Annotated in this window: 15 protein-coding genes and 1 tRNA gene; 1 reads left to right on the top strand and 15 read right to left on the bottom strand. The window is 37.4% G+C overall.

All coding sequences use genetic code 11. The features are described 5' to 3' along the window. Positions 1-302: 302 nt before the first annotated feature. A tRNA-Arg gene (locus FEU33_RS00820) sits at positions 303-374 on the bottom strand. 182 nt (positions 375-556) lie between these two features. Here FEU33_RS00820 and clpP point away from each other — a divergent pair. Next, complete coding sequence (gene clpP / locus FEU33_RS00815; protein ID WP_146547570.1) at positions 557-1,150, top strand: ATP-dependent Clp endopeptidase proteolytic subunit ClpP; 594 nt, start codon at positions 557-559, stop codon at positions 1,148-1,150. 158 nt (positions 1,151-1,308) lie between these two features. Here clpP and FEU33_RS00810 read toward each other — a convergent pair whose 3' ends face one another. From FEU33_RS00810 to hisB, 14 genes are all read right to left on the bottom strand, one after another. After that, complete coding sequence (locus tag FEU33_RS00810) at positions 1,309-1,671, bottom strand: hypothetical protein (RefSeq protein WP_146547569.1); 363 nt, start codon at positions 1,669-1,671, stop codon at positions 1,309-1,311. A gap of 117 nt (positions 1,672-1,788) precedes the next feature. After that, on the bottom strand, positions 1,789-7,677 hold the full coding sequence (locus tag FEU33_RS00805) for a SpaA isopeptide-forming pilin-related protein (RefSeq protein ID WP_186731275.1): 5,889 nt from the start codon (positions 7,675-7,677) through the stop codon (positions 1,789-1,791). A gap of 923 nt (positions 7,678-8,600) precedes the next feature. Continuing rightward, on the bottom strand, positions 8,601-8,858 hold the full coding sequence (locus tag FEU33_RS00800) for an HPr family phosphocarrier protein (protein WP_146547567.1): 258 nt from the start codon (positions 8,856-8,858) through the stop codon (positions 8,601-8,603). A 274-nt stretch (positions 8,859-9,132) separates the two neighbouring features. After that, entirely contained in the window at positions 9,133-10,080 is a 948-nt protein-coding gene (gene whiA / locus FEU33_RS00790; protein WP_146547565.1) for a DNA-binding protein WhiA, read from the bottom strand. Positions 10,081-10,115: 35 nt separating this feature from the next. Then, a complete protein-coding gene (locus FEU33_RS00785) occupies positions 10,116-11,102 on the bottom strand; it encodes a gluconeogenesis factor YvcK family protein (RefSeq protein WP_146547564.1) in 987 nt (328 codons plus the stop codon). A 4-nt stretch (positions 11,103-11,106) separates the two neighbouring features. Further along, positions 11,107-11,988 (bottom strand): RNase adapter RapZ, encoded by an 882-nt coding sequence (rapZ, locus tag FEU33_RS00780; RefSeq protein WP_146547563.1) that lies wholly within the window; start codon positions 11,986-11,988, stop codon positions 11,107-11,109. Continuing rightward, positions 11,981-12,463: an 8-oxo-dGTP diphosphatase gene (locus FEU33_RS00775; protein ID WP_146547562.1), complete on the bottom strand. Its 483-nt coding sequence runs from the start codon at positions 12,461-12,463 to the stop codon at positions 11,981-11,983. The genes rapZ and FEU33_RS00775 overlap by 8 nt, the downstream gene beginning before the upstream one ends. Before the next feature lie 458 nt (positions 12,464-12,921). Further along, a complete protein-coding gene (gene trxB, locus FEU33_RS00770) occupies positions 12,922-13,869 on the bottom strand; it encodes a thioredoxin-disulfide reductase (protein ID WP_146547561.1) in 948 nt (315 codons plus the stop codon). A 93-nt stretch (positions 13,870-13,962) separates the two neighbouring features. After that, on the bottom strand, positions 13,963-15,483 hold the full coding sequence (locus tag FEU33_RS00765) for a tetratricopeptide repeat protein (RefSeq protein ID WP_146547560.1): 1,521 nt from the start codon (positions 15,481-15,483) through the stop codon (positions 13,963-13,965). Between the two features lie 80 nt (positions 15,484-15,563). Continuing rightward, positions 15,564-16,184 (bottom strand): bifunctional phosphoribosyl-AMP cyclohydrolase/phosphoribosyl-ATP diphosphatase HisIE, encoded by a 621-nt coding sequence (hisIE, locus tag FEU33_RS00760; protein ID WP_146547559.1) that lies wholly within the window; start codon positions 16,182-16,184, stop codon positions 15,564-15,566. After that, the gene (gene hisF / locus FEU33_RS00755; protein WP_146547558.1) at positions 16,181-16,939 is read right to left on the bottom strand and encodes an imidazole glycerol phosphate synthase subunit HisF; all 759 of its coding nucleotides are present in this window, start codon (positions 16,937-16,939) and stop codon (positions 16,181-16,183) included. Before hisF ends, hisIE begins: the two co-directional genes overlap by 4 nt. After that, positions 16,939-17,676: a 1-(5-phosphoribosyl)-5-[(5-phosphoribosylamino)methylideneamino]imidazole-4-carboxamide isomerase gene (gene hisA / locus FEU33_RS00750; protein ID WP_146547557.1), complete on the bottom strand. Its 738-nt coding sequence runs from the start codon at positions 17,674-17,676 to the stop codon at positions 16,939-16,941. The genes hisF and hisA overlap by 1 nt, the downstream gene beginning before the upstream one ends. Further along, on the bottom strand, positions 17,673-18,320 hold the full coding sequence (hisH, locus tag FEU33_RS00745) for an imidazole glycerol phosphate synthase subunit HisH (protein ID WP_146547556.1): 648 nt from the start codon (positions 18,318-18,320) through the stop codon (positions 17,673-17,675). The genes hisA and hisH overlap by 4 nt, the downstream gene beginning before the upstream one ends. Further along, positions 18,317-18,910: an imidazoleglycerol-phosphate dehydratase HisB gene (gene hisB, locus FEU33_RS00740; protein ID WP_146547555.1), complete on the bottom strand. Its 594-nt coding sequence runs from the start codon at positions 18,908-18,910 to the stop codon at positions 18,317-18,319. Before hisB ends, hisH begins: the two co-directional genes overlap by 4 nt. Position 18,911: the final 1 nt, after the last annotated feature.

The raw sequence follows: 18,911 nt of genomic DNA, 5'->3' as shown, positions 1-18,911 counted from the left end.
ATTTATCCGCATCTTTCATAACAATCAGCACATCCTCTCTAATCAATACGTTGTTACTTTTTTGGATATTTTAGTTAAATAAATGTGGGATTTTTGTGTCTATACTAAGTAGATCTTCCCCATTTTTTATAGTAAAAATAAAACCTCCTCATGTCAGTGAATTTTGTTAAACTCACTTTTTTTGAGAAGGCGAATAATATAGGCAAATTTTGGAGATTATTTAGAGGAGTTCTATGCTCCGTTGTTTTCTCCTTGATACCTATAAATACTTGTGTATCGAAGCTTGTAGTCAATTTTATGTATGCCCCCGGAGGGAATCGAACCCCCAGCCTAAGAACCGGAATCTTATGTTTTATCCATTAAACTACGGAGGCAAAAAGTATTTGCGACTTATCTATTATACAAATTAAATGGGAACAATTCAATAAGAGAAAAAAACAATCGTAATATTTGACCTTTATTGACCATTATGTGTATGATAAAGTTACAGCTGAGATAGATAAACTTTCAGCGTATGAACACGAAATTACCTTATTAATTTGAGGAGGCTATTTACATGAATTTAATCCCTACAGTTATTGAGCAAACAAATCGCGGTGAACGTGCCTATGATATTTACTCACGTTTATTGAAAGACCGCATCATCATGCTTGGCAGTGCCATTGATGACAACGTAGCAAACGCTGTTGTATCTCAATTATTATTCCTAGAAGCTGAAGATCCAGAAAAAGACATCTACCTTTACATCAACTCTCCTGGTGGTAGCGTAACAGCTGGTATGGCTATCTATGATACCATGCAATTCATCAAACCAGACATCCAAACAGTTGGTATGGGTATGTGCGCATCAATGGGTTCATTCCTTCTTACAGCAGGCACAAAGGGTAAACGTTATGCATTACCAAACTGCGAAGTCATGATTCACCAACCTCTAGGCGGCGCACAAGGTCAAGCAACAGAAATCGAAATTGCTGCAAAACATATTTTAAAAACACGTGAAAAATTAAACGGCATCCTTGCTGAACGCACAGGCCAACCAATTGAAGTCATCGCTCGCGACACAGACCGTGATAACTACATGACTGCTGAACAAGCAAAAGAATACGGCCTAATCGACCACATCATGGATCGCAATGAATTAAAAAAATAAGATAGGCATTTTCAAAAACAAAACGGCAAGACTCGTTTATTCAGAAGAGTCTTGTCGTTTTTTTCTGCGTGAAAGGCTTTTTGTACAGAGTTTTATATGAAAAGTTATTTTGGATAGTTAAAATGATCATTGGTTTTGACAGTTGCATGGAACAATCTTTAGAAGAAAATCGAGTGAGTTCTTTTAGATTGGTTATGGGAGAAGAAAAGGAGAGAAGGTATAAAAGAGAGGAAGGAGATGGAAAGGAAGACGTAAATAGTTTTAAACGTGGATACAATTTGTTGTTTCGTGGATTGAATAGGGTCTTCCATGGATTGGAAGGCGTTTTCCGTGGATTGGGTCTCTTCTTCCGTGGATGGAACCCCTCCTTCCGTGGATTGGGTCTCTTCTTCCGTGGATGGAACCCCTCCTTCCGTGGATTGGGTCTCTTCTTCCGTGGATGGAACCCCTCCTTCCGTGGATTGGGTCTCTTCTCCCGTGGATGGAACCCTTCCTTCCGTGGATGGACTACCTCTTTCCATGGATAGAACTTCTCCTTCCGTAGATGAATAATTTCAAGCACTATGAATTTCAAGAAATCGGTCTTTTTTCTTCTAAAATGAAAAAAGCGGCTCTCCCAAAGGGGAACCGCTTCGAAATTACATTATACTCTTTTTACGGCGACCTCGATAAATAGCGTAACCACCTAAAAGAACTAATACAAGTCCCATTAAGCTTGCATATAAAGAGTTTTGAACTCCTGTTTGAGGTAATTTTACTAAGTGATAATCACCATCAGGAAGTCCTTCCACCACGATGTTGCCATCTTTGTTGACTTTCAAACCACTTGCAATGGTTTTACCGTTTTCGTCAACCAATTTATAGACATCATCTTTATATTTATGAGCATGGTCTTTATCTGTTACTTTGAAAGTAGCACTATTGTTGCCGCTTTTTGATGCTTTGTTATTGTTAGGAGATGTTGTGTCTTCGTCCTTGTTTTTGTTTGGTGTTTTGCCATTTCCTTTGTTGTTATCATTTTTAGGATCTTTCGGCTCATCCACTTTCACATTATCAATGACGATATTTGGACCACATTCGCCTTTTTTCACAGTAAATGTGATCGTTCCTGACTGTTCTTCATAACCCGATGGCGCTTTTTGTTGAACTAATTCGTAAGTACCTGGTTTTAGATGAGCAACCGTAATTTTACCGTTACTATCTGAAGTCACAGTAGTCACTGTTTTGCCATCTTGATCTTTTACAACAAAAGTAGAAGAACCTTTGACAACTTTTCCTGTTTCTTCATCTTTATTGATAAAGACAACATCACATTGTTTTGGTACATTTTTAACAACCACTACTGTGTTTTCACATGTACCATCTTCTTTTGTTTTCACAGTGAATGAAACATCCGCAGATTTCTCATAACCATTTGGTACAGAAGTTTGTACTAATGTATAATCACCTGCTACAAGCCCTTTTACAATGATTTTTCCATCTTTATCAGAAGTCACATTTTCAGCAACGACTTTTCCATCTTTATCTTTAATGGTAAATGTCGCACCTGCTACCTTGATATTCGTAACATCTGCATCGATCACTGTAATATCTACAGGACATGTTTTTGGATCATTTTTCACCGTTGAGATCGTTACAGTACATGTTCCGTTATCATTTTTCACTGAGAATGAAATCGGCTCTTTGCTATATTCATAACCAACTTTCGATGATGTTTGAACAAGTTGATAATCGCCAACTGTCAATGTGGGCAATGAAACCTTCCCAGACGCATCACTTGTTACAGTCGCAACGGTCACACCATTTTGTTTTATCTCGAATGTAGCATTTCCAATACCATTGTTCGTTTTTGAATCCACTACGTTGAATTCGATCGGACAAGTCGGTGTTGGTGGGATTGGGTAGTTTTTCACTGGAATTAATGAAGTACAAGTATCTGTTGACACAACAAATTCTTGAGGACTTGCAGCATAATATCCAGCTGGTGCTTTTGTTTGTATTAGTTTATAAGTACCTGGGCTTAAGTCGGGAACATTTACTTTTCCATCAACCACTTTAATACCTGTTGCCCCTGCTACATCATCACCATTTGAATCAACTACTTTAAATTCAGCTTGGTTTGCCAAATCTGTGGCTTGTTGACCTGTTGCACCGACTACTTCGAAATTGGCGAAGGTGTCGCATTTTTCAATTGTAACGGGTATTATTTTTTGACATGCATCATCAAAATCAGTTGTGTTGAATGAAATATCATCAATCTTGACATAGCCATTCGGTGTATCTGTTTGAATAATCTTGTATTCACCATCTGGAAGCTTATTAAATGTTAGTTTATTGTCTGAATCAAGTGTTAAATCTTTTAACTCATTATTATCTTTATCTTTTGCTATATCGCCATTACTATCCACTACTTTGAGTTTAGAGCCGTTCCGGAATCCTGCCATATCACTTGGATCAACAGCATTGAAATTCACCGTCACTGTGTTACATAGTTTTGAGTTTTTAACAACGATATCTGTTACACAACTTCCTTCAGTTACTTTAAAGTCTGTAGGTTTAGCAAAAGTATCATAGCCACCATCTGGAAGTTTTGTTTGAACTAATGTGTAGTCTCCGGCTGGTAATTGTGGTGTTACAATCTTACCATCACTACCCGCTTTGATATTTTCAACTACTGTGTTTCCATTTTTATCAGTTATTTTATACTCTGAACCTTGAAGAACTGTTTCTCCATCTTTGTTGATGAAGGTTGTTGAACAGCCTGTAGGTGTTTGTAAATAGTTCTTAACAGTTAAATCAACTTGATTAGGAATCAATGGATTAACAGTATCCCCTGAAATCGCTACACGAATAGCCGATTTTCCATTAATGTTTTTGGTTAATGGAGTCGAAGTATCTTGATTACTTACATATCCACTTGCATATCCATCACCTGTGTAACCATCCCCAAATGTTTTATATCCATCTAGTTGGTTTTCTTCTGCTAAGTAATAATAGCCTGCAGGAAGTGTTTTTGTAAACGTTACTTCACCATTAAGATCCGTTGTGGCTGTATCAACAGGATTATTCAATTCATCATATAATTTAAAAGTAATGCCGCTTAAATCTTGAACTTTCACGTCTACACCATTTGATGATTGAGCAGCAATTTTATGAATTTTGAGTTTTGGTTGATAATTTAACCAAGCTAATGCTGTAGAATAGCCAATTTGAGCTTTTGTTAAAGTATAACCACTTTCTTTTACAGATGCATTTAAATCTGTTGCAGAAATTTCTGCTGTATTCGTTGGAAAGTTAAGCTCAGCTTTCGGATCTCCCGTATAATTGGAAGAATACGTTAATGTATAGCTACGCGTAATGTCTCCTAAATATAATGAAAAGCTTTTACCATCCTCGTTTGGTACAAGAATCGCTGTATCTTCAGCTACACTAGTTGGAGCAGTAGCTTGTTGTGTAATCGTAATATCTGTTGAGCTTGAAGTAGTAGGATGTTCATCGTCAGTATAATCGGTTCTTGTCAACTTAAATGAATCTAATTTAAGAGCCATATCACCTGTCGCACTATCTTCTATTTTTACGTTATTTAAATTGGATTGTGAACGGTTAATAAGTACTTTCCAATTATGTTGTACCTTTCCCGTACGGTCTGTATATTCTTTTTCAACTACTTCATCGCCATAATTTAAACCTGTTGGCGTAGAATCTAGTATTATTTGAGACGTATTATCCCCTTTAAATTTTGCTGTATTCGTATACGTAGATGCAGCGTGAATTAAATCTGTGTTTACTTTTGTCTTATATACAATTTGGTAAGCACTATTAATGGTACCTGCTTTTGATAAAGTAAATTCCTTACTTGTATCTTCAAATCCTGAAGGTGTCCAATCACTAGTTACATCATTTCCTCGACTAATAACACCTGTTTTGGAATCAACACTAGCATCGTATATTTTTAAGCTACCAGCAACATAGTTTTGATCACCATCAATTGTATCTATTAACACAGGATTTGTAACCGAGTTCGCGTAGTAATTGACATTTACAGTCCATGTAATTTCCTTCGTTTTTGGATTGTATACACCCGATTTATTCCCATCCGTATCTGCTTCTGGTGTCAAATTATATTGAGATGAGCCAATTGAAACATCTGTTTTTGTTACATCTTTAGCTGTTGTATAATCAATCGCTGCACTATTTTTAAGTGTTGTACCTGCTCCTACAAGATTATACCCTGTTGTATAAGTAATCTCGGTGTTAGGTTCGATTTCTTTACTTGCTGAAAACTGAATCGTAAATCCAATTTCTTTGTCAGCTCCATCTTTTGTTTTAGTAACAGTTGCACCTGAATCATATGTTGCTAATGGCTGACCATCTACTTGAATACTACTTTCATCAAGTGTTAGATTTCCTGTAACATACGTATCCGTTACTGTGACACCTTTTAGATTACCTACATTTGTAGCTGTATTTAATGTGATTTTCCAATCAGCTGTTTTATTGACATAGTCAACACCATCTGGAACAGTTGATTTAACACCTGCCGTGTTGTATAAAGACAAGCTAGCCGTATTAGTAGTTGTCCAAACGCTGCCAATAGTGGCTGTATTGGTAATGTCGCCACCTGTTATGACATCATCAGCTGTTGTCGTATATTCAATGACATAAGCTTTATTTGTTGCTGGTACAGAGATGCTTACTTGTTGTTTATTGCTATCAGTAGGATTAGGAATTTGTGATTCCACTGTAAAACCAGAAGCACTTATGTCTACTTCTGCCCCTTTCTCAACATGTGCACTACCATCACCATTTGTCGTTAAAGTTGCATTGTATATTTTTAAATCCCCAAAAGTAAATCCTGTATTAAAGGTATCAACAATGGTTTGTGCAACTAAGTCACGCTCGTTAATATTGTATTGAATTTGCCAAGTAACAGTTTGAGTACTAGAGTCATATGCTACCTGTTTTTTTACATAAGGTACATTGTGTTTTATTGTGACTTTCCCTGAAGATTTCTCTAAAATCGTTGAATCATCTGATTTTACCATTTTAGCTGTATTAGCTTCAATGGTATTTGGTAAGCCACTACCATCACCATATGCATTCGTATCATCTACTGTTGTTTTCAAGACAATTTCATACTTATCGGATGTAATACCACCTGTACGTTGTAAAGAGTATGTTGTACCTGTACCATTATCTTCCCAATTCGCTTTATCATCAAAAGGCTCTGTACTAAATTCTCCTGTAAACTTGTTGTAGTCATATTTTTTAACCGAAACAATGGAGTCCTTTGATAAACCTGCTGGCAGTTCATCCAATAGTTTCGCAGCATTTTCTACTCCAGAAAATATGATTTTATATTGAATTTCCTTGGTATCAAATGATTTTCCACCATTATCCGCTGTTTTACTCATAGCTGGAGCTGGTTTTGGTGCTTCTTGCAACTGTACATCAACATCTTTTGTTGCACCACCTTGAATAGGGTAGTGAATAGTATAAGGAGTCTCATCTATACTTTCAGCAAACCAGCTTCGGAATACTAGACCACCAGATGAACCTGCTGGAACATCTTGATTTACTTTAAGTTTTACAGTACCATCTGTATTCCAAGATAGATCACCCGTTACATCTGTTGCTAAAGTTACATCAGTACTATCTCCCTGTTTGACATACGTTCCAGTTGGAAGGGTATAAGTAAATTCAGTTCCAGCTGGGACTGCTTCAGGAAATTCAAAACTCACTAATACACCAAAATCATCTGTAATTTTAAATTGATGATCAGTTGGCAATGGATCTGCTGAATCAATTCCAGAAGTTAATTGAATATCTGTAATATAATCAGCTAAAGATGAACTGATTGCCAGTTTTTTCAAAGCTTTTGTTTGCAATTTAGCTTTGGTACTTTCATCAGATTTCTCTACTTTATCCTCAGCAGCTTTTGCCTTTTCTTCTGCACCCTCATTTTTCGCAAGTTTTGAAGCTTGTGCAATGAGTTGTGTTAATGCAGCTTTTCCTGCTACAAGTGATGAATCTACTTGCTTAACTTTCGCATCAGCCGCATCAATGGCAGCCTGTGTTACACCTTTAGCCAGTTGATCCTTTGTTGGGGTGAATAGGGCATTCACCGCTACGAAAGCTCTTGCCAAGTCGACTTTGTGTTGTAAGTCTTGTTTGACTTGGTCGTTTGTTACTTTGTGGACGGTTACTTCTACTGTGTTGATATGCCATTCCGTAACATCTTTTGCAAGGGCTGTGTATTGGTTGTTTGTGAACAGTGAGTCCACTGCCTGCTTAGCTTCTTCCTCCACAGCCTTACTACTATCTTCATCCTGAGCAGTTGCATTGGTTGGTGTGGATTCTTTGGTGTTATCCGCTTCTGTACCAACTTGGGTTTTGGTGTCTGTTTGAGTGGTTGCGGTATTATCGTTTGTTGCCGCAAACGCACTCATAGGCATCAAGAATCCAGAAGAAAGTACTTGGAGCACGAGCATGAAGGCCATCAGTGTTGCACTTAGTTTTTTCTTCACGTATGTCATTTCCCCTTTCTATTAACTTGTTTAAGCTAAAATCGCAAAGGGAAATCGAACATCTTCTATTTAGTTTTTCAATGTTTTATCCCTCCGATCAGCTTATTTCATAAGATTTGAAAAAAATTTTTTACTCCCATTAATTCCAAATCTTTTTCATTGGGAATATATCACCATCAATATATTCTTTCAAATTCTCCCTTATCCTTATGTATTATAATAGAACTATTCATATAATACTTTATTGACTTATATGTATGTTAAAAGATATTTTTTTGATATAAAAAGAGTTTTATTATTCGTTTTTAAAATTCGCTTATTTGTATCTCGTATATAAAATTCAGCAACAAACTATCTTTTGTATAACAAAAAATGGGATATATTTTTCTTTTTCATCATACTTTTATTGAATTATACCTAGAAACTCGAATACTCTATTTTATTTCCTTCTTATTTTATTATTTTAAAATATTAAATGTATTACAAATACACTAACTCACACCATTACTTTTCTATCATTTTCAAAAAAAAATTCGAATTCACGAAAATATCACATTCATTGATATATAAATATTTAAAAAGCATCATACTGTTTAGATTATGTTTATTTTTTGTTCAATATTTGTTCAGTGCAATAATATAAAATATATGTTTAAAATGTTAAATAACTATTCAAATATATTTTATGCATTAGTCAAATTATTTTTCTTCTTCTCTTATTAGAATAAATTTTCCAGACGAATAGTAAGCACTTCTTAATCCTCTACTACATTTAAATCCATCAGTTTTTTCTTAAAACGATCGCTTCAGTACCACTACGATTGAGAATGATCAACGATTTTCTATACAGAATTTTTCAAACACAAAAAAGCGCTGAGGAACAATCTTATCGAGTTGCTCCTTAGCGCTTTTTATCTATTTAACTAATCTTCGTTTTCAATTATTTTAACCAGTTTTTCTAATACTTGTTTTTCGTCATTACCTTCTGCACTTAAAATAATAGTAGTTCCTCTTGCAATCGCTAAGCTCATGATCCCCATGATACTTTTTGCATTTACTTTTTTATCGTCTTTTTGAAGGAATACGTCAGCCGAATGACGATTCGCTTCTTGAACGAATAATGCCGCTTGTCTCGCTTGTAATCCTGATTTTAGTTTGACTTTTACTTGTTTTTCTACCACAATGGATCCTCCCCTTTTAAGTTAGAACAGTTTGAATGAAATGAACATATAAAGTGAAACTTTCATCAGTGGGGGTTTTCTTCACCCACCACTGATGATTAGTTGAACCAATCGGGCTTTTACGGGCAGTTGCTCTCCCGCCTACCTTCTTTGCTTTCGCTGAATTTTGAGAGAGGTGTATTACTGCCCGTTCAAGCGGGATAAAATCCATCTGTTATTTTGAATCCTTTTAAAAAAATGATTTTTTACAACCTACATGGTTTTATCTAGATCATTAAACTTTTATTTTTTCGCCATTTCTGAGCGCATCGGCAATTTCGTCGATTTTGCGTAAACGATGATTAACACCTGATTTACTCACAACGCCTGTTGATACCATCTCGCCAAGTTCTTTTAGCGTTACTTCTTGATATTCTACCCGTAACCGCGCGATTTCACGTAGTTTTTCTGGTAATTGATCGATACCGATCATGTTATCGATATAACGGATATTTTCAACTTGACGAATCGCGGCACCAATCGTTTTGTTCAGATTAGCCGTTTCACAATTAACTAAACGATTAACACTATTTCGCATATCTCGTACAATCCGTACATCTTCAAATTTTAGCATGGCTTGGTGAGCACCTACAAGGCTTAAGAAATCCGAAATCTTCTCAGCTTCTTTTAAATACGTTACAAAGCCCTTTTTGCGTTCTATCGTTTTGGCATTGAGTTCGAAGCAATTCATTAAACTCATTAAGGCTTCTCCATGCTCTTTATATAAAGAATAAATTTCTAAATGGTAGGAAGAAGTTTCAGGATTATTCACAGAGCCACCTGCCAAAAAGGCCCCACGTAAATATGCTCTTTTTTGATCTACCGTATCGGTCAACTCTTCTGCGATGGCATGATCGAATAAAGAATTACCAGAAAGAATATATAATTCCTCCAATAGCTCTTTTGCTCCATCACGCACGCGGCAAATATACACATTATTTTTCTTTAGCCGCATCTTTTTACGTACTAATAATTCAATTCGATGCTGATATAATTTTTTCATAATGGTATACATTCTACGAGCAATCGCTGCGTTTTCAGTTTGCACATCAAGACTTATTTGGTGATTAGCAAAGGACAGAGAACCATTCATTCGGATAAGGGCAGATAGTTCTGCTTTCAAACTCGCATCTTCTGCTTCAACTTGAGTAAGTTCTTTTTTCGTTTCCGAAGCAAATGACATTTCGATTCCCCCTCTCTTCAATAATCTATTTTACGCTAATTTGACCACGATTGCTTCTTTTGTTGATAGTTTGTCGCATATTCTACTATCCATGCAGCAACTCTATTGGTTTCATGCCGAATAACGCCATTATGGATTGTAGCAATATCTTTTTTCACAACTTCAAGCCCCATATTTTCTAAGCGTTCCACATCAAATTTTACAGGTTCCGCCAGTTCTTTACTATAGGCTTCCCGGATCGCTTTTGGCACTTCCTCTTTGTTGATGAGTATCGTTTGGATAAAATCCTCACCAACGTGATCATAAAGCGCTTGCACATGATCAGCAGCTGTATAGTTTGAGGTCTCGCCTGCCTGCGTCATTAGATTACAAATATATATTTTATGCCCTTTTGCTTCTAATACTGCATTTTTGATCCCTTCTACCAATAGGTTTGGCAAAATGCTAGTGTATAGGCTTCCCGGTCCAATAATAATGATATCTGCATTCAAGATGGCATTGACCGCTTCTTGTAATGGCTGTACATCTGCTGGTGACAAAAATACTCGCTTGATCTTAGTGTCGAACGTTGGAATTTTCGACTCGCCTTGTACAATAGTGCCATCGTCTAATTCAGCTAATAACGTAATACGTTGATTGGCAGCTGGTAAAACTTTACCATGGACGTTTAATACACGACTCATCTCACGTATAGCATGTGAAAAGTCCCCTGTTATTTCTGTCAATGCTGTTAACATTAGATTTCCAAGTGAATGTCCACCTAATTCTTCTTTTCCTTTAAAACGATATTGGAACATTTCTTCAACTAACGGTTCCACTTCTGAAAGTGCTGCAATAACATTTCGAATATCTCCTGGCGGCGGAATCGCAAAGTCATCACGGATCCGTCCCGAACTTCCACCATCATCGGCAACTGTTACAATAGCAGTCAAATCTACTGGGCATTTTTTTAACCCCCGCAGTAATGTTGAAAGCCCTGTACCGCCACCAATAATGACTATTCTCGTTTGACTTTTTGGCATTAAGTTATCCCTTTCTTTTGGCAATATCACGATGTGTAATCACTGTTGGTGCATATTTATCTAGGTGGTTACCGAAGTATTCTGCTAAAGTGACAGAACGATGTTGACCACCTGTGCATCCAAAAGCAATGACTAACTGTGTTTTCCCTTCTTTTTGATACAACGGTATCATAAATTCAAATAAATCCATTAACTTTTCAATTAGAGCTCTTGTTTCATCATATTTTAATACATATGATGAAACTTCTTCATCTAATCCGGTTTTCGAACGAAGTAGCTCAATATAGTATGGATTTGGTAAAAAACGTACATCAAATACTAAATCCGCATCGATCGGCATACCGTGTTTAAATCCAAATGACATCACATTTACGGTGAAAGTACGAGATTCCGCATCTGAAAATTGGGCAATAATTCGTTGGCGTAATTCTCTCGGTTTCATACTTGATGTATTATAAATAAATTGGGCACGTTCCTTTACATCTGCTAATAATTCACGCTCACGCTTGATCCCCATAAGAGGTAAGCCATTTTCAGACAATGGATGTGAGCGGCGAGTTTCCTTATAACGTCTGACTAATGTTTCGTCATCAGCATCTAAAAATAAAATCTTTGTGGCAACAAGATCTTCTCTTTCGATCTGATCTAATGCATCGATTAATGAAGAGAAAAAATCTCCCCCTCGTAGGTCCATTACAGCTGCAATACGAGAAATTTCTTTTTTAGATTCTTTCATTAAATTTAAAAAAGTTGGCAGTAATGCTGGGGGTAAATTATCTATACAATAAAAACCTAGATCTTCAAAACTTTGAATAGCTACAGTTTTCCCTGCTCCAGACATTCCCGTTATGATAATTAACTCGTTCACTGACTGTGGACTAGGCATTCTTTCCATCCCCTTCGCACGACATCTGAATTTTTTCCTCTAACAATTGGAAATCCTCTGTATATGTAAAAGTTCCATATTGTGTACCTACTGATTCAACTGCAAATAATAAATTCGTGCGATCACCTTCTGCCATAGGTAAATGTTTTAGATTTTCAATCGGGTGCCACTCTAATACTCCTTCACGTGTTTCTTTATAGGGTATCCCTTGCAGATCTTCAGCTATGAAAGTGAATAACATCCATTCATTCACCACTTCTTCTCCACGTTTTATAACCATTGTGTAAATGCCCTTTAGATGTGGCTTAATGGCTGTAGCGCCCGTCTCTTCTCGAAATTCACGACTTGCGGCTTCGAAAATCGACTCTCCGCTTTCAATCTTTCCACCTGGTGCAACATACCAACCGCGTCGTGGTTTCTTCAACAAAAGCACTTGGTCGTCTTTTTTTACTAATAAATTGGCGATTCTTTGCACACACGACACCCCATTTCTAACAATTCTTATCATATTTATTATACCGTTTTCAACTACTTGAATCCAAAAGAATAATCTAAAAACACAAATTCTCCTATTGGTATAAAGTATCACTTAGGGGATTCTTCTTCCCACTGAACTAGCGGAACGTAAGTGAAAAGCTCTACGTCCTGTGGCAGCACCTGAGTGATCAACATCTTGTTGTCCCGAACCAATCAAGCTTTTACAGGCTGTTGATCCCCCACCTATCTTTCTCGTTTTTCTCTAAACTTTTAGGTGGGGGTCTTACTGCCCTGCCCGTTAAAGCGGGATAAAAAAGAGGCTGCTTCCTACGGTCGAGAAAACCGACAGAAACAACCTAATCATATTTCTATTTAAAAGGGGTTATTACATCCTTCACTATACACAATCTTTGTTGCAGGTTAATAACAACTGTATTAAAGAATTATTAAATTGAATTATTTTACAGGAAACTTTCCTTTTAGTTCTTCCACATAGTGCTGAGCGGCTTGTGCTGCGATACTTCCATCACCAGTTGCTGTAACGATTTGGCGTAACGTTTTATCACGAACATCACCCGCAGCATAGATACCCGGAACAGCGGTTTCCATTTCTGCATTCGTTTGAATATAACCAGCTTCGTTTAAAATGCCTAGATCTTTAAAAGGTTTTGTTAATGGGAGCATGCCAATGTATATAAATACACCATCAGCTTGGACCTCTTGTTCAGTATCATCTACAGTAGAAACAAGAGTTACACTACCTACTTTCCCATCTTTTTCGTGGATTTCTTTTACCGTATGGTTCCAGATAAAATCTATTTTTTCATTAGCAAACGCACGATCTTGAATAATTTTTTGAGCGCGTAATTGATCACGACGGTGGACGATTGTTACTTTATCTGCAAATCGTGTTAAATAAATTCCCTCTTCAACCGCAGAATCTCCTCCACCAACAACGATTAAATTTCGATTTTTAAAGAATGCACCATCGCATACAGCGCAATAGCTGACACCGCGACCACCAAGTTCTTTTTCGCCGGGTATCCCCATCTTTTTATACTCTGCGCCTGTAGTGATGATAATAGCGCGTGCCTTATATTCTTTTGAACCAGCTTTTATGGTTTTATATTCTTCCCCATCGATAATTTCAGTAACATCACCATAAGCGTATTCTGCCCCGAATTTTTTCGCATGGTCGAACATTTTGGTCGATAATTCTGGTCCTAAGATGGATTCAAAGCCGGGATAATTTTCAACCTCTTCTGTATTCGCCATTTGTCCTCCAGGGATCCCTCTTTCTAACATTAAAGTAGAGAGATTACTGCGTGAAGCATAAACTGCAGCAGTCATGCCTGCAGGACCAGCACCAATAATTACAACATCATAAATTTTTTCTTCTGACATGTCTGTTCCTCCTAAGTCGTATCAGTTCATTTTGCTTTAATCTTAGAGGATTGCCATTGTTTATGACAAGATATCTGCTTATGAATCCACAAATCACTTATCAAAAAGAGGCAAAAATTGTATCAATTCGTTCACATATTTTGTCAATGTAACAGTAGAAATGCCATAATAATCTGCTACTTCTTTTTTGGTAATATTCTTTAGACGAGATGATTTATACATATATTCAGTTGCAGCTGCAAGCGCATTCGGATTCTTGAATGGATAATCTTTATCCAGTGCACGCTCGCATAAAACGAACCACATTTGAAACAAAAAAGTATCATTCAATTGCAACGGTTTAGCCTCACCATACAAAATTTCGGCAACCTCCGCTGAACGCAGAAATGACTTTAATGTGCGATCATTATCTAGAAAATTACGGTCTAATGTATAGGCTAAATATAATTTTTCGATGGGCGTATAACGATCGATCTGAACCCAACTGGGATGAGCAAGAATTTCTTGTTGATAAGGGGATTTTCCCAATAAAAATATCCCTAATAACCGTTCGCTTCTATATTTACTTTCTAGCTTTTCAACAATAAAATTCCGATTTTTTTCGATTGAATCTGCTTGAAATTGATTGTGCTCAATCGTCCAGGGTTCATAGCCTATTTTATCAGGAGCAATCTCAAGTAGCTTATCCCATATCATTCTTGCTTCTTCTTCAAAGCCTAAAAAATACGCTGCATGAGATAACCAAAAATAATAGCCTGTATCTCCCTCAAAGCCATGCTTTTTCATACTCTTCAACCATTTATAGGCTTCTTCATAACGACCGATCAATGCTAATGTTGCCCCAAGTTTATAGCGTTGCTCAAAAGAGTATGGACAAAGTTTGACCAGTAACTCTGTTAATGCTTGTAATTCTTTCTCATCCTTCTCGTAGTAAGCCATGACCGTTAAATTACAAAGCGCATGCAAGTTTCCAAAATTTTTTTGCAATAGTTGATGTAACAAGGCTCTAGCTTGTTCGGAATCGCCTTTATAAAAATAGGCGAGAGATAAATTATTGTAAGCTGCCCAGAAATCAGGATAGTCCGTAATGATATTCTCTAAAAGTACGATTGCTTCATCGAGCTTACCCTTCTCCATCAGCTTCCTTGCCTTTTCTTGCAGATAAACAGCTTCTTGATTCACCGATTTGTCAGAAGGAACATCATCCTCCACGGATGAAGCAAAGTCTATAATATCCATTGCTTCATCTGCATACTCCCCCATTTCATCAAGGCGCAAATATTCCTCTGCAAAATATTTTGCATCTACCATAAACCCGGCTTGAGCAGAGCCTTCCGCTAAAAACAGCAAGATTTCAGGCTCATTTGGATCGATCTCGTTTGCCTTTTTCAATAACTCTAACGCATGGGTGAAACGACCCGCTTCCAATTCAACAATGGCATATTGTAACAATATCAATGAATCCTCTGGGTTAAGTTCAGCCGCTCTTCTCAAATATTTAAGTGCTTTTTCTACTTGATCACGATTCAATGCTTGTACTGCTTTTTTATAATAAAATTCACCATTAGGAATAAAGAATACAACATTTTTTCGAGTATTTTGTTCACTATTCATATCCTATAGTTTTCCTCCAAAAATAATAAGGAACGCTGTTGTACGTTCCTTAGACATCGTATCTAACATTATATCATAAATCAGTGCTTTTCATGACGTTTTTGCAAAACACCCAAAACTTCGTACAAATCTAATTTTTGTTCCTGTAAAAGTACTAGTAAGTGATAAATTAAATCCGCTGCCTCCCATTTTAGTTCTTCGGCATCGCGATTTTTAGAAGCAATGACGACTTCTGTTGCTTCTTCACCAACCTTTTTACAAATCTTATCTACACCTTCTGTAAATAGGTAGGTTGTGTAGGCACCTTCCGGCATTTTTTCTTCCCGATCTTTAATAACATTTTTCAATGTTTCTAAAATGTCGAGAGAGCCTATGGATGATTCTTTTTCTTTGATCACTTCACTAAAGCAAGAAACGGTCCCTTTGTGGCAAGCTGGACCTTTTGGTAAAACTTCCACTACCAACGCATCTTGGTCACAATCCACACGCAATGCAACCACTTTTTGCGTATTTCCACTCGTTTCTCCTTTATGCCAAAGCTCTTGTCTCGAGCGGCTGAAGAACCATGTTTCGCCCGTCTCAATTGTTTTTTCTAAAGATTCTTTATTCATATAAGCTACCGTTAATACTTCTTTTGTTCTTGCATCTTGAACAACTGATACAATTAAACCGTTTTCGTCAAATTTTAAATTTTCAGTCATCTCACTGCTACTCCTCGCTGTTTTAAACTTGCTTTTACTTCTGCAACACTTGTTTCTTTATAGTGAAAAATTGAAGCGGCCAATGCTGCATCCGCGTCAATATCATGTAGTACTTCATAGAAATCATCTACTTTACCTGCACCACCGCTTGCAATGATCGGCACATTAACGGCCTCACGAATCGCTTTCGTTAGTGGTAAATCGAAGCCATTCTTTTCCCCATCTTGATCCATACTTGTTACAAGCAATTCTCCTGCACCAAGTGCAACAGCTTCTTTTGCCCAAGCTATCGCTTTTTTTTCTGTTTTATTTCTTCCTCCATGTGTGTAAACCATCCATGTGCCATCTTCTTCACTCCACTTTGCATCAATGGCAACAACGATACATTGTGCGCCAAAATAATCAGAGCCTTCCTTGATCAGTTGAGGACGATTAATCGCAGAAGAATTGATCGATACTTTATCAGCACCAGCGCGCAATAAACGCTTCATATCTTCTAATGTTCGAATACCGCCACCTACTGTAAATGGTATAGCGAGTGCGGTCGCTGTTTTGCGCACAACATCAACCATCGTTTCGCGTCCTTCATGTGAAGCAGAGATATCAAGGAATACAAGTTCATCTGCACCTTGTTTGTTGTAAAATTTAGCTAATTCTACAGGATCGCCTGCATCTCGTAGAGAAACGAATTGTACTCCCTTTACGACACGGCCTTCTTTGACATCTAGACATGGAATAATTCGTTTCGTTAACATTATTCCGCCTCCCTTAGTGCCTCTTGTAGTGTAAAACGGCCTGCATATAACGCTTTGCCAATGATGACACCGCTGACAGTTGAGCTTTGTGATGCTTTTTTAACTTTAGCAATATCTTCTAATGCACTAATCCCACCTGAAACAATGATATGAGCGCCAGTTGCCTGCGCTAATAATAGATTTGCTTCAATATTGGGACCAGCTAGTGTTCCATCCGTTGCAATATCTGTAAAGATAAAATATTTTGCACCCGCTTCTGCAAAAACTTTCCCTACTTCAATCGCTGATTGATCAGAAGTTTCAATCCAACCATGTGTTGCGACCATACCGTCTTTAGCATCTAAACCAATGACAATTCGTTCAGAACCAAACTCTTTGATAAATCCCTTTACAAGTTCTGGTTCACGGATAGCTAGACTACCAATGATCACACGATCCACACCATTTTCTAAATAATAACGAACATCTTCTTCCGAACGAATCCCTCCGCCGATTTGAACCTTTAGAGGTAATTCCTTTGCAACCCGAATGACTTCATCCGCATGTGCACGTTTACCATCTTTGGCGCCATCCAAATCGACCATATGTACATAACTTGCGCCTGCCTCTGCAAAACTTTTTGCCATTTCAAAAGGTGAATCCGCATAAACGGTTTCTTTGGCATAGTCTCCCTTGAATAGACGAACACATTTGCCGCCTCTCATATCGATAGCTGGAAAAATTTGAATGGAACTCATAAAGTAGCTACTCCCTTCTCAACTGCATGAAGCCAATGTTGGAGTAAATAGACACCACATTCGCCTGACTTTTCTGGATGAAATTGCATGCCTGTCACATTCCCTTTTTGCACAATCCCAGGGACCCTCACATCGCCATACTCTGCATATGCGATTAAATCTCCCTCATCCATTTCTGTTGCAAAATAAGAATGGACAAAATAGACATAACGTTCTTCTGGTAATTGGTCTAGCCATGTTGGGGATTTGGCAAATTGCAAATCATTCCACCCCATATGTGGTACTCGGTAGGATTTTCCTAAAGAATCTTTTCCTGAAAATTGTTTGATATACCCTTTAAAAATTCCCAATCCTTGCCAATGACCATTTTCTTCACTTTCTTCAAATAGCAGTTGCATGCCTAGACAAATACCAAGAAGAGGCTTGTTGGTTGCTACCACTTTATCAAATAATGCTATAAGCCCTGTATCATGAAGCCTTTTCATGGCATCCTGAAATGCACCGACCCCCGGCAATATAAGCGCATCACATGCTAACAAGCTTGTTTGATCCGCGGAAACAAGCACATCGCAGCCTAAACGCTTAAGAGCCTGTTCAACACTAAAAAGATTACCCATACCATAATCGATTACGCCGATTTTCATGTTAACAACCCCTTCGTTGATGGTACTTTTCCTTTCAATCGTGGATCGATTTGCACAGCATCATCTATTGCTCTCGCTAAGGCTTTAAAGATCGCTTCTATAATATGGTGCGTATTATGACCATAAGGAACGATAACATGGACGTTCATCCGTGCTTCCAATGTAAATTTCCATAAAAATTCATGGACAAGTTCCGTATCAAATGTACCAACTTTTTGGGAAGGAATTTCTGCACGAAATTCTAAATGTGGACGATTGGAACAATCAATGACAACTTGCGCCAATGCATCATCCATTGGTACAAATGCATTTCCATAACGTTTGATACCTTTTTTATCACCAAGAGCTTCCTTGATTGCTTGACCAAGTACGATCCCTACATCTTCGGTCGTATGATGATCATCAATTTCTGTATCTCCATTCGCTATGATTTGGCCATTGAAAAGACCATGCTTCATAAAAAGGTCAAGCATGTGATCCATAAACGGTACACCTATGTTAACAGTTGCTATTCCTTCACCGTCCAGATCAATTTCAATCGCAATTTGTGTTTCATTTGTCTTACGTTCTATTTTTGCGTAACGTGCCAAA

This window comes from Rummeliibacillus suwonensis (genome assembly GCF_007896435.1).
Taxonomy (GTDB): domain Bacteria; phylum Bacillota; class Bacilli; order Bacillales_A; family Planococcaceae; genus Rummeliibacillus; species Rummeliibacillus suwonensis.
Note: the sequence above shows the minus strand (reverse complement) of the source record. Positions and strands in the feature narration are given on the sequence as shown.

Coding starts and splice junctions, on each gene's coding strand:
- clpP (WP_146547570.1), top strand. CDS start 557: ATGAATTTAATCCCTACAGTTATTGAGCAAACAAATCGCGGTGAACGT.
- FEU33_RS00810 (WP_146547569.1), bottom strand. CDS start 1,671: ATGGAAAGAGGTAGTCCATCCACGGAAGGAAGGGTTCCATCCACGGGA.
- whiA (WP_146547565.1), bottom strand. CDS start 10,080: ATGTCATTTGCTTCGGAAACGAAAAAAGAACTTACTCAAGTTGAAGCA.
- FEU33_RS00785 (WP_146547564.1), bottom strand. CDS start 11,102: ATGCCAAAAAGTCAAACGAGAATAGTCATTATTGGTGGCGGTACAGGG.
- rapZ (WP_146547563.1), bottom strand. CDS start 11,988: ATGCCTAGTCCACAGTCAGTGAACGAGTTAATTATCATAACGGGAATG.
- trxB (WP_146547561.1), bottom strand. CDS start 13,869: ATGTCAGAAGAAAAAATTTATGATGTTGTAATTATTGGTGCTGGTCCT.
- FEU33_RS00765 (WP_146547560.1), bottom strand. CDS start 15,483: ATGAATAGTGAACAAAATACTCGAAAAAATGTTGTATTCTTTATTCCT.
- hisIE (WP_146547559.1), bottom strand. CDS start 16,184: ATGACTGAAAATTTAAAATTTGACGAAAACGGTTTAATTGTATCAGTT.
- hisF (WP_146547558.1), bottom strand. CDS start 16,939: ATGTTAACGAAACGAATTATTCCATGTCTAGATGTCAAAGAAGGCCGT.
- hisA (WP_146547557.1), bottom strand. CDS start 17,676: ATGAGTTCCATTCAAATTTTTCCAGCTATCGATATGAGAGGCGGCAAA.
- hisH (WP_146547556.1), bottom strand. CDS start 18,320: ATGAAAATCGGCGTAATCGATTATGGTATGGGTAATCTTTTTAGTGTT.